Raw genomic sequence first — 12,677 nt, forward strand, 5'->3', positions numbered from 1 at the left:
CTTAAGACGCGAGCATTATGCCAATAGACAACGAAAATAGCATGACAAACGTAGAGCAAGCCGGAAAATTATGGCAGCAGTTGCTAGATTCACCCGCCTTAACCGAAACCGACCAAGTCATTGCAGAAAACTATCGCGAAGCCCTTTTAAGCGCTTTTGCTCGCTCCGCTTTCCTAGCTGAAACACTGGTACAAAAGCCTGCGTTTATCTGCAGAGTCGTAGAGCCTTTGTCTAATTTAACTGATTCTGACTCAAACGCTGCTTGCTTCAGCACTGAATTAAAAACAAAGCTTGATACACTCAAAAGCGAAGAAGAATTACTTAAAGAACTTCGTGAATACCGCAATCAAGAAATGGCGCGTATAACCTTCTTGGATGTACTCAACAAACAGGATATAGAAGCTTCGCTTGCACAAGTTTCGGCATTGGCGGATGCGCTGATAACTAGTGCTTATCATTGGATTTACCAGCACTTAGCTCACCGATATGGAACGCCGAAGAATAACAAACAAGATATGCACATGTACATTCTTGGTATGGGCAAGCTGGGTGGGCGAGAACTCAACTTTTCGTCAGACATTGACTTGATATTCGCTTACCCAGAAAAAGGCGAAACTAGCGGCGGCAAGAAAGCGCTAGAGCATCAGCAGTTTTTTACCAAGCTAGCCCAAAAGCTTATTCAAGCGCTGAACAAAGTGACTAATGATGGACAAGTCTACCGTGTTGATATGCGCTTACGTCCGTTTGGAGATTCCGGCCCCCTTGTAATGCATTTCGCTGCTCTTGAGGACTACTATCAGGACCAGGGCAGGCACTGGGAACGCTTTGCCATGGTCAAAGCACGAGTCATTAATGATGATCATTCGGATAATGCTTCGTGGCTAAAAGGCATTCTTCACCCGTTTACGTTTAGGCGTTATTTAGATTTCACCACACTGGATGCGCTGCGCAACATGAAAAAGCTTATAGCTACCGAAATTCGCAGGCGACGCTTAAGCAACAATATCAAACTAGGTGCTGGTGGTATTCGAGAAGTCGAGTTTTTTGCCCAGAGTTTTCAACTAATCCACGGCGGTCGAGAGCCCGCATTACAAAGTAAGTCCTTACTTCGAACTTTAGATGTTTTGAGCGAATTGGATATTGTAGAAAGCGACGTAACAAAGCAGCTTAAGCAAGACTATTTGTTCTTGCGAAAAGTAGAGCACACGTTACAACAAAGCCAAGACCGCCAAACTCAAACACTGCCCGACGAGCCGTGGCAGCAAAGTGCCCTGATTGATGTTATGGGCTTTGCCGCTTATAGCGAATTTTTAACCCATTTAGACGAAGTCATGGCTCGTATTCACGGTCACTTCAACGAATTAGTTGAGGAGTGCCATGATACCCACTCAGATGAAGACCAGCTTTTTATTGCATGCCAAGATGCATGGCGCCTTTCATTGCAAGAAGATGAGTTTACTGAAACGTTTAGCGACCACCTTTCCAGTAAGGAGAGTAATCAAATCTTCACCATTCTCGTCGCCTTTAAAGATAAACAAAGAAACTACCGCATAGGTCAAAGAGGCGAAGATACGCTTAACAAACTTCTTCCAGAAATTTTATATGTATTAATTAAGCAGCACCCTAATCACACAGCGCAGGTGTTGAGCCGATTATTAGGCGTGATTGAAGCCATTACCGGCCGCACAACCTATCTTGATCTTCTACTAGAAAACCCAGATGTGCTTAAGCAGTTAGTTAGGCTTTGCGAGAGAAGCGACTGGATAGCCCAAGAAATTAGGCGATTCCCACTCTTATTAGATGAGCTACTTACCCCACTCTATTTAGGGCAGCAAAACACAGACATCAAAACCAGTAAGCAGGAATACCAGCTCGAGCTGCGCGAGACTATGCTGCGTATAGAGCAAGATGACGTTGAAATGTTGATGGATGGGCTTAGACAGTTCAAACTTTGCCAGCAGCTTCGTATCGCGGCCAGCGACATTAGTGAATCCCTGCCCATTAATAATGTAAGCGATAAACTAACTGTTTTAGCAGAAGTTATTTTAGAGCATGTCGTTAACGCAGCATGGGTGCAAATGAGACAGCGCTTTGGTGTACCTTCCCACCTTGAGGGTAATGACAAGGGCTTTGCCGTTATTGGTTACGGTAAATTGGGCGGCTATGAGCTGGGGTATGGATCGGATTTAGATTTGGTTTTTATACACAATGCACCCCGTTCAAGTAGTACAGACGGCAAAAAATCGATTGAGGCTCAACAGTTTTACATAAAATTGGCTCAACGTATTATGCACTTGCTTAATACGAAAACACTGTTCGGACAGCTATACGAAACCGACTTACGTTTGCGCCCTTCTGGCAATGCTGGGCTATTGTGCTGTCACATAAACGGGTTCGAGAAATACCAAATAGAGGAAGCCTGGACATGGGAACACCAAGCGCTGGTGAGAGCAAGAGCTATCTGCGGCGACGCATCGCTTTTGGAAGACTTTGCACAGGTAAGACATTCAATTCTCAGTCAATCTAGAGATCCCCAGACACTGTCGAAAGATGTCTGCAAAATGCGCATAAAAATGCGTGAACACCTACTGGCTAAAGATAATGAAAAAGTAGATTTAAAGCAGTGTGAAGGCGGTATTACTGACATTGAGTTTATGGCGCAATATCTTGTATTAGCACACGCTTGCACTGTGAAAGCAATGACCGAGTACCCAGATAATCTTAGAATTTTCGATGTTGCAGCCAGCGCGAACATCGTTGACACGCCAACAGCACAAAAACTACAAAAAGCGTACCTGCGGCTTCGTGAGCAATATCATCACCTCACTCTGGCAGATACCAAGTACGCTGACCAAAGTGAAGAGTTGGATATTATACGCGAGCAAGTGAGGCAACACTGGGATACATTATTTGGCAGGCTCAGTGAGTAATTCTGGAAAAGTGCTACCCGCGTACACGGCGACATTGGCTTTTAAGGAAGTCGGTTTCTTGAGCCGTGACAACTAAAGAACGCTGCTCTGCACATAGATAAGCTTGAACTTCGCCTTCAAAGCTACTGTCAATGGCGCTTGCAATCTTAGCTAAAGAACCGGCAACTGTATTGTCTAATTGAAATTGATGCTTAATAACGAAGTCTTGTTCAAGGTTCCAAATTAACTGCATACCTTCGGCTTGGGCATACTGTGCAATTGCCTCACGAAGCGTATTACCTTCTGCGAACGTCCTATATTTGTGTTCACCGGTCCAATTTTTTTCAACAGGACGTGTTTGACTGGACATCTTTGCTAGCTTGCTATCTAGATTAGGATCGACACCGGCAATATCGAGCACGAAATCACTCTGCTCACCTTCTAGTGGGTCCGTTGAAGACATACGAAAGTCGCGATAAAACTCGCTAAGGCCCTTGGAAACAGATTTTTCTTCTTTTTGTGACGCGGGTGTGGGTGATTCTTCGTGTGCCTGTAACATATAAATCAAAACGCCCGCAGCGATAACAAGTACCACAGCGATAGCAATTTGCTTTGCCCAAAATGAAGAGCTTGAATAACTCGTCTGTCCCATAACCTACCAATCTGTAATCACGCTAGCATTCGAGCGGAGTTACTATCTCTAATCGAATTCGTCCTAATATTTGTATTTTAGCCGAAGCGGCTACAATACGCCTTTATCCTATTTATCTATTTTGACAAGAGCAAACTGGTTGTAACCAGTTACGGTATACACAACGGTTATGCCCTTTATCCACTTTTTGCCGTTTAGAAAGTTTTATCTTCTGCGAATTGCTGGCAGCTCGGTCACTCTAATCGTGGTTAACCGCTGTATACCCTTTCCGTTAGAGTGGCGTTTAATTTACCGTTTACAGTGATTTATAAAGCGATTCTGGATTACTCTCAGGGCGCGTCTTGAAACGCTTATGCATCCATAAGTAGCTCTCTGGTTGCTCTTTCACTGCCCTATCAACGTGCTGGTTTAAAAGTGTTAGAGCCTCTGCATCTTCCATTGCACCAAGTTCAGAAAGTGGTGGGTATATCTTTATTTTATAGCCACGCTTAGTGTATTGCGAAGTTATGAGCATAGGTTCCGAATTTGTGCGCCTAATAAACATTAGCGTCGCCGTTGTTGTAGCTGTCTCTTTCACGCCACCAAATGGCACAAAAATACTTTGTCTGGGGCCGTAATCTTGGTCAGGCAAGTACAAACATAGCTCTTTATCATCAAGTGCTGCGATAAGTGCCTTGGCATTGCGCTTATCAATCATGTATTTGTTAGAGCGGTTGCGCCCGTGATACTGAAGGTAATCGATTAGCGGGTTGTTGTGTTTTCTGTAAAAGGCAATACTTGGATGGTAAAAGCCAATGCCACGACATGCAAACTCTAAGTTCATATTATGAAGCGCCATACCAAAAACGCCTTTACCGTGAGCAAGGGCAGCTTCTACGTGCTCAGTACCTTCGATTTTAATAGCGCGCTTAACTCGCCAATCAGGCCACCACCACCCCATGGCGGTTTCGAACAGTGCCATACCCGTTCGACGTATATTTTCTTTGTACAGCGCTTCAACTTCACTTTCTGACAAAGACGGGTTCCAAAGCTGTAAATTTCGCTTCGCAACTTTCGCTCGCTTAGGAACCGCTAACGCAATCAGCTTTCCTGCGCCGCCTCCTATGGTGCGGATAACAGGTAAAGGTAGCCAAGTAATTGTGTATAGGACAAAAACGCCCAACCAAACTGGCCAGAATTTAGGGCCAATAAATGCCAATTTAAACTTAGGAGCTTTAATTGCCGCAGCCAATGTATCTTTCCTTTAAAGTTAATTGGGCGGCATTGTAGCAGAACGCTTTTAGCGGGGCTAATTGAGCCAGTCAATCGGCAAGAGTATTACGAAAAAAGGAAAAAACAAGAAAGAAAGGCCGACGGCCGTATGCCGTGCCCACAATGAACAACCGACTGTTATGCTAGTCTACAAAACTATTTATTACCCGCCGGTTTTAAAGAAACCGCCGAGTAATAAGTATCAATAGTCTTTATCGATTTGCTTAAGTTTTTTCTCAAAAGACTCGTACTGTTCTTTTGAATCATAATCAAAATGGTACTGGTTATGAAAGCCAAACTGAAGCTTTACGTTGACATCTTCAATGAACAGCGTGTAACCGTCGTGGTCTGTAAACGCTGTTATCCCATTGAGCTTATACTGCTCGTTTTCTTGCGCGCCATGTTGGCGAATTTTATCGAAAACCTGTAGTAAAAACTTGCTGTCTAATTCGTTTTTCATTGTAAATCCGTCGTAATGAATTTACTTATGTTTACAAGTTTACCCATGTTTTGGATTAAAAAACGAATCTCAATCGAAGTTATATCTAAAACCGACATTCAGCATGTTGGTAGAAAAGCTGTCTTCACCTGTCATATGAACATACTCCATACGAATCATAGATCTTAACCCAACATAATAATCGAACCCTATACCTACGAGCCCTGCTGCCAGACTTTCCGAAACGCCACAACGAATGGATACATCATTTTCTATGCATTCTGAAGTTACATCAGCATCAACTCTAGCAACGCCGAGTTTATAAAATAATTCACCTTTGCTGCTACTTGCTTTTCCTAACACGGCAAGATATAGCGCGTCACCATTGGCTTTAGTTTCATTATCTGAATAATCAAAAAGGCTAATGTACCCTGCTTCAGCATACCACTGACGGTGAACCTGTCTACCAACGGCCAGACTGTAAGCAAACTCTTTATCGCTTACGCTTGAGGCGTCGAAGTTATTATAACCAACTGTTGCTAATCCATAATTTTTAGGCGCTGCATGGGCTTGAGAAAATCCAAAAACCATTACACCTAATGTCCATAAAAACCGATTCATCTACTCTTCACCTTAAAAATAGTACTCTAATGAAAACTTAATGTGATCATCCCTTCTCAAAAAAAAGAAAGGGTCATCCTGATCATCAGATGAGAAAAAGTACCCATCTAATGTCCATCGCCAATTTGCCGATAGTCTACTACTTGCCTCTATATAAGCAGAGTACGTAGATGTTGTATCTAGATCTTGTACAAACCCAACAAGTATCTCGCTACCTGCTATGTCGTTTGCTATCACTCGTAATCCAAGCATCATATCATTTTGAGCTATTGCAAAAAAATTATTTTCTCGCTCATCATATTGATATTCCGCCAAATACCCCAAACCGTATCGGCTGCCGAATACACCTTCTCGAGTGTACTCGAAGCCCGCCACTAAAGCTGCAAAATTTTTTGACTGTCCTTTTCTATAAATGCTTTCCATTTTAAACAGCCAAGCTCCACTTACTTTTAACAAATCTAAACCTACCTGGTCTATCTGCGCGTAAAAAGGGTTTATGGACAGTGCCCCAGACTCTGAAATTTCAGTAACTAGCTCAGGTTCTCTCGTAGTTCCTGAAAAGTACGATAGCCCAACTTCCCAATCCCCGATAGACGACTGCCACCTTACTGCATAATCAACATTACTCTTTCCCTCAGAGGATTCATAAATAGCATTAGAAATAGCCAAAGGCGGGCGAAGACGCCCCTTATCACTTTGAAAGGTTCGCTCGCGGAAGTACGGCAAAACGAAAAGCGAAAAACTTCCGTAGTCTGTAAAATATGAAAAATTCACCATAGGTTGGCCTAATTTGGCTTCACCATCAACAGACTCTACAGCATCGGTTTGATTTATGATGTCCACGAGGTGCACAGATTCAGTTTGCCCCCAGAACACTCTACCTACGCCTACTTTAGCTTCCCAATTGTCTTGATAATGCGCCCACTGTAACTCTCTAATATCGCCATGAGTGCGCTCATTATCATGCTCATCTAGTCGATAGAAAGGGCTAAAAATTAACGTATTTTGTCCCTCATTGAATTCTGCATAAATTTCAGGCGCAATGTAAGTAGAGAGGTATGCTCGCTCTTGCTGCGGATACAAAGAATCTTGCAAATAATACTGTAAATCAATTCCCGCTGAGCCTGTGAACTCTACGGCGTTGCTAAAAGCAGTAAAACTGACAAGAACTAAAAGAGCAGCAGCCTGGTTAATCATCGGGCTCTCTTTAAGCTGTTTTTGTTGAAATCGCTTTCATCCAAATCTGTGTCGAACGTCAATTCTTCAGTAATCAGAGACGTCGATTTGTTGGTCTGCATGTTTTGCATCAAACTTTTCATAGGCCGCCAAAATTTGTTTTTGTATTGCTTATATTCTGATAGATAGAGTGTTTTTAACAACGACTCTTTGCGGTCATAATACTCAACTTTCTGAACGCGGTAATGTGATTTGTCTATCCAGACTTTTTGAAAAGAATACCCTGAGAAATCGTATTCTGGGACCTGCTTTAAAACGAAACAGGCCTCACCATTTACTTCTTCTTCTCCCAAAAAAGTATACGAAAACTTTTCCACCTCGTACGAGGTCATATCTTCAAAGGCAAACTCACTACCGACGAAAGGGCCACTTTTGCTTTGCGATGATATGCGTTTTACACGCTTCAACGCTGGCAAAAATATCCATTGTTCATCAGCCTCAAGTGCATGAGAAAAGCTTAGAAATGCTGTACCCTTTACATCCCTAGGAGACTCAAAAACAGTAAGTGCCTTATCTCCGTCATCTGCTACTTCCAATGACTTCACTTCAAGTTTTCTCGTCGCCTCTTTTCCCTGAGAGTTTTTCAAGAGCATCAGAACTCTTGCTTCGTTTGCTCCCCACCCCGTATCTCTGGCCTTTCGCTCTTTAGCTATGGCGATGGCCTGTTCATCACCTTTTATTTCGGAAGCCAAACCGCACTTAACAGTGCAACTTAATGCTGTAATCAACACTATTCGCAAGAAAAAATTCATATTAAGACTCCTTCTGAGCTGTTTTAGTATTTTCTAGCCATGCGAGCAGCGCTGGCAGGAAGATGAAATCAACAATTAATGCGGCCACAATAATTATGATTGTCAGCATACCCATATGTGCGTTCAAGACAAAGCTTGACGATGCTAATACGGCGAAACCTATCGTAAGGACAATTGTCGTTGTCGTTAAGGCCATTCCTACCGTTTCGAAAGCATAAACAACACTTTCTTTTGCGCTCGAACCCTGCGATTTAGCGGCTTGATACTTTGTCAAAAAGTGAACAGTATCATCTACTATTATTCCCATCGTCATGCTGATGACGACAGAAAGCGCCATATTTATTTCGCCTGAGATAATTCCCCACACCCCGAATCCTATTGCTGCAGGCAGTAGGTTTGTAATTAAGCTTATGCCACCAAGTTTTATCGACCTCAAAGCAAATAGAATAAGTATGGAAATTAAAACAAGTGCGAACACACTTCCCCACACCATATTTTTCATATTTCTCTCACCAATGTGGGCAAACATTAGTGGTGGGCTTGCAGCTTCAATTCGATAATCGTCTGATAAGCTCGCAAAGTAGGCTTTTGCCTCCCTTTCTAATGTCGTTATATCGCGACTTCCCAAGTTTTCCGTGAGTGCGATTATACGAAGTGCTGACTTGTCTATATCAATTTGATTTCCAAGGTCTAACCCGAATGGTAAAGACATTTCATACAGCAATAAATATTGAGATGCGAGCTCGCCGTCTGTAGGTATAACATTAAAACTTGGATCATCGCCGTTCATGTTTCGATTCAAGCGTTTAAGCGTATCGGTAAAAGTTAAAACGTGGTTGACTTCACTTCGTGCCCGTAGCCAATTAGAAAACTTCTCTATCTGCTGTAGAAAGTTGGGGTTAGTGACGCCGTATGATTGGTCCGTATAAATGACAAAGTCAATATTCGACATCCCACCAAGCTTATCTTCGTTTACTTCTACCGCTTGTCGGAATGAACTACGTTCATCGAAATATTTAACCGCAACATCGTTTAAAACATTATTGGTTGCAAACAGGCTGATCCCCACAATGATGATAAGCGATGTAGGCAGTAGTACCCTGTGGCGACGATTTACCCAAGCGGCCCATTTAGAAAACAATGAATTGTTAACTACAACGGTGGCTTTAAGAGGGAGAAGTGTCAGAAATGACGGTAATACTGTGAGGGAAAAAACACAGGCCAGCATAACGCCTAACGCCGTCATGTTACCTAAGTGAGAAAGTATAGGTACCGCTGAGAAGTTCAACATAACAAAGCCTATAGCGGTTGTTATGCTAGTAATGAGTATCGGTTTTTTATTTACCTCAATACTCTTTTTAATCGCATCTTTGTTGGCTAGCCCATGGTTAAGGTAGTACTTCACTCCAACGATAATATGAATGCAGTCAGCAACTGCAAGCGTTGTAATCATAGTTGGCGCATTCACTGTAGCCGTACTTAAATACACACCAAGCCAGCCCGTAAAACCCAAAGTGATTGCTACAGAAAAAATCACTATAAATAATGTAAAAACTGCCGCCCAAAGTGATTTTACAATTAAGGCAATCGCAACAAAGATGAGTAAAAACATTAAGGGTATTAGTATTTCGGCATCTTGCTGTGCTGCTACAGCAAATGCGTCATTCATTATTACCATTCCATTTAAGTAAATTTTATGGTCTGGATATTTACTCTCAAAATGAGCTTTAATTTGTTTCGCTGCTTCAGCTATTTCAATTACTTGCTGGGTTTGGTCGCCATCAGGTAACTGAATCGTCGTATCAATAATGGTAACGTCTTTGGTTCTTGAAATGAGTCGCCCGTAAAGTTCTGGGCTGCGAGAAAGTACTTGAGCGATGTTCGCAATACCTTCTTTAGAGAGCTTCTCTGCAGTAATTAAATCTTCAACAATTAAATCGCCATCGTCATCGAAGGTATTTTGATAATTCGATATTGATTCGACCCTTGTAGACAAAGGTAATTGCCATGCAGCTTCTGTTAATTCTTTCACTAGCGTAAGCGTAGAAGATTTTAATACTTGACCGTCGCTAGGCACCACCATAAAGGCAACATTTTCGCTTTTATTGAAAATGTTCTGCATTTCTTCAAATGCTAATCGTTGTGGATCGTCAGGTTCAAAAAATACCTTATAGTCCCCGCGGAAATATAAGTTTTGAGCTCCGATAAGAGAAATGGCTGTGACCACTAGGACTAATATTAGCGTTATGACAGGGAATCTTATTGCTATTGGCGCGTTGCTAGATGTGTGACTCATCACAATACCCTTGGATCTGTATAACGAAATTTTACATTGAAAACAGCAATTAACATAACTTACACAAAAATTTAATCATCAAAAAAGATCACGCGTACGTATATTTTCTTGATACATAGTCTATAACCTTAATTACTAAGCCTATGAAATAATGAAACATTAACACTAATTAACGTTTAGATTAGTGATTTTTTTTGATCTTTTGTAAATAAGGTGTAGTATTAACTAAAACAACTGGTCAGATGAGCGGATGAGTTAATTATGAGTATCAGAACTAGCTTAAAGAAAGTATTACCTCCAATTTCAGTCACAGAACAAGAAGCCCTAGACGCGGGCGACGTATGGATTGAATCTTCTATTTATCAGGGTAAGCCTGACATGCAGGCACTGCGCGATATACCTCAGGCAAAACTGAGCGCGGATGAGCAAGCATTCATGGATGGTCCAGTAGCTGAATTATTGAATATGATCGATGATTTCGAGCTTGGTAACGGTAAGCACATCCCTCAAGAAGTTTTAGACTTCCTTGGTAAGAACCGTTTCTTCTCTATGATCATTCCAAAGAAATTTGGTGGTCTTGAATTCAGTCCTTATGCAAACTCTACTATTGTTGCAACAATCGCTGCGAAAAGCGGTGCAATTGCCGTAACTGTAATGGTACCTAACTCGTTAGGCCCGGGTGAGCTTCTAATGCACTACGGAACAAACGAGCAGCAAGACTACTGGCTACCTCGCCTTGCGGATGGTCGCGACATTCCATGTTTCGCGCTAACAAGCCCAGAGGCAGGTTCAGATGCAGGTGCGATTCCTGATGCGGCTATCGTTACTAAAGGCGAATACAATGGCGAAGAAGTACTTGGTCTTCGAGTAAGCTGGGACAAGCGCTATATAACGCTTGCGCCAATTGCGACTGTACTTGGTCTTGCATTTAAAGTATTTGACCCAGACCAACTACTTGGCGACAAGCTGGAGCTAGGCATTACTTGTGCCCTTCTTCCTAAGTCGCACCCAGGAGTTGAGCTAGGTAACCGTCATGATCCTATGGGCGTACGTTTCTACAACGGTACTACTCGTGGTCAAGACGTTTTTATTCCTATGGACTTCATTATTGGTGGTCAAAAGAACATTGGCCGTGGCTGGCAGATGCTAGTTAGCTGCCTAGGCGCAGGTCGTGGTATTTCACTTCCGGCAATGGGCGTGGCAACTGCACAGTCTGCATTTAAAGGTACTGTAGAATATTCGTTCGTTCGTGAGCAGTTTGGCCTTCCAATCGGTCGCTTCGAAGGTATTCAAGAGAAAATGGCTGACATCGCGGGTAAGACATTCTTACTTGAAGCCATGCGTGTTCTAACGACTGAAGGTCTTGGTCTAGGCGTTAAGCCATCGGTAGTGACTGCAATTGCTAAGTACCACATGACTGAGCTAGGTCGCGACGTTATGAACTCTGCGATGGATATCCAAGCAGGCAAAGCGATTCAGCGCGGTCCTCAGAATACATTGGCTGGTGGTTATGCTGCACTTCCTATCGCAATTACGGTAGAAGGCGCGAACATTCTTACTCGTAACCTAATGATCTTTGGCCAAGGTGCAATGCGTTGTCACCCTTACCTTAAGGACATGGTTGACCTAATCCACAGCAACGAAAGTTCGGCGGATGCAGAGTTTAACAAAGTACTTCGTAAAACTGTTGGCTTTAGTGTTAAAAATGCGTTCCGCAGCCTAGGTAAAGGCTACCTTCCGTTCCTACGTGAAAGCGAGTCTGCGCTACCTGAGGTTCGCAAGTACGAGAAGCGTGTAAACAGCATATCTGCAAAACTAGCGCCACTAGCAGACCTTTCGCTTGCAGTACTAGGTGGTGACCTTAAGAAAGCTGAGCTTCTATCGGCGCGTCTTGGTGACGTTATGAGCTACCTATACGGTGCGATGGCAGCAATTCGTTTCTACGAGCAGCGTATTGAAGACAGAAAACTTGCATTACCGTATTTCGAGTACGCAATGCAGTGGTCTTTACAGCAAGCTGATCAGGCAATTGTTAACTTCATTAACAATTTCCCGAACACAGCTACACGCGGTCTGATGCGCCTACTTACTAACACCTACACAAACAGTGTTGCAGGTATTAGTGACGAACTAGTACGCGAGCTTTCAATTGCGTCAATGCAAGATAACAGTGTGAAAGAGCAGCTTACGCATCTTGTGCGTGTTAGCCCAGGTGATGGTAACGACATTAACGAGCAGGCGTTTAAAGCGAAACACGCAGTTGCGCACCTTCTTGGTAAAGTGCAAAAAGCACTTCGCAAAGAGCCTGTAGTGCCGTTCATCTCATTTGAACACGCGCTTAACAAGCTTCAAGAAAAAGGCGTTGTGACTGCTGATGAAGCCGCTAAGCTTCACGACTACAACGAGAAGCGTAAGCTAGCAGTACGTGTAGACGAGTACACGTTCGATATGGAACTTGTTCCAGCGTCACAAACGCTTAAAGCAATTGATGGCGGTCAAAACGCTGCGTAAAAATTAACCA

9 protein-coding genes are annotated in these 12,677 nt (G+C 42.9%); 2 read left to right on the top strand and 7 right to left on the bottom strand.

Annotation, left to right across the window (positions count from 1 at the left end):
- The first annotated feature begins 17 nt into the window (after positions 1-17).
- The gene (gene glnE, locus ACXAER_RS04435) at positions 18-2,930 is read left to right on the top strand and encodes a bifunctional [glutamate--ammonia ligase]-adenylyl-L-tyrosine phosphorylase/[glutamate--ammonia-ligase] adenylyltransferase (RefSeq protein ID WP_474826965.1); all 2,913 of its coding nucleotides are present in this window, start codon (positions 18-20) and stop codon (positions 2,928-2,930) included.
- A 13-nt stretch (positions 2,931-2,943) separates the two neighbouring features.
- On the opposite strand, the gene ACXAER_RS04440 is transcribed toward glnE, so the two are convergent.
- The 7 genes from ACXAER_RS04440 to ACXAER_RS04470 all read right to left on the bottom strand — a co-directional run bounded on the left by ACXAER_RS04440 (position 2,944) and on the right by ACXAER_RS04470 (position 10,156).
- Positions 2,944-3,561, bottom strand: a complete 618-nt coding sequence (locus ACXAER_RS04440) for a TcpQ domain-containing protein (protein WP_474826969.1) — start codon at positions 3,559-3,561, stop codon at positions 2,944-2,946.
- Between the two features lie 295 nt (positions 3,562-3,856).
- Positions 3,857-4,792 (bottom strand): LpxL/LpxP family Kdo(2)-lipid IV(A) lauroyl/palmitoleoyl acyltransferase, encoded by a 936-nt coding sequence (lpxL, locus tag ACXAER_RS04445; protein ID WP_474826971.1) that lies wholly within the window; start codon positions 4,790-4,792, stop codon positions 3,857-3,859.
- A gap of 222 nt (positions 4,793-5,014) precedes the next feature.
- Complete coding sequence (locus tag ACXAER_RS04450; protein WP_474826975.1) at positions 5,015-5,272, bottom strand: DUF3081 domain-containing protein; 258 nt, start codon at positions 5,270-5,272, stop codon at positions 5,015-5,017.
- 69 nt (positions 5,273-5,341) lie between these two features.
- Complete coding sequence (locus ACXAER_RS04455; protein ID WP_474826979.1) at positions 5,342-5,872, bottom strand: hypothetical protein; 531 nt, start codon at positions 5,870-5,872, stop codon at positions 5,342-5,344.
- Between the two features lie 12 nt (positions 5,873-5,884).
- Complete coding sequence (locus ACXAER_RS04460; RefSeq protein ID WP_474826983.1) at positions 5,885-7,069, bottom strand: hypothetical protein; 1,185 nt, start codon at positions 7,067-7,069, stop codon at positions 5,885-5,887.
- Positions 7,066-7,860: an outer membrane lipoprotein-sorting protein gene (locus ACXAER_RS04465; RefSeq protein WP_474826987.1), complete on the bottom strand. Its 795-nt coding sequence runs from the start codon at positions 7,858-7,860 to the stop codon at positions 7,066-7,068. Before ACXAER_RS04465 ends, ACXAER_RS04460 begins: the two co-directional genes overlap by 4 nt.
- Position 7,861: 1 nt before the next feature.
- A complete protein-coding gene (locus ACXAER_RS04470; RefSeq protein ID WP_474826991.1) occupies positions 7,862-10,156 on the bottom strand; it encodes an efflux RND transporter permease subunit in 2,295 nt (764 codons plus the stop codon).
- A gap of 261 nt (positions 10,157-10,417) precedes the next feature.
- On the opposite strand from ACXAER_RS04470, the gene ACXAER_RS04475 reads away from it, so the two are divergent.
- Entirely contained in the window at positions 10,418-12,667 is a 2,250-nt protein-coding gene (locus tag ACXAER_RS04475; protein WP_474826996.1) for an acyl-CoA dehydrogenase, read from the top strand.
- The last annotated feature ends 10 nt before the right edge of the window (positions 12,668-12,677 follow it).

It is taken from the genome of Alteromonas sp. AWJ4_199 (assembly GCF_056159165.1).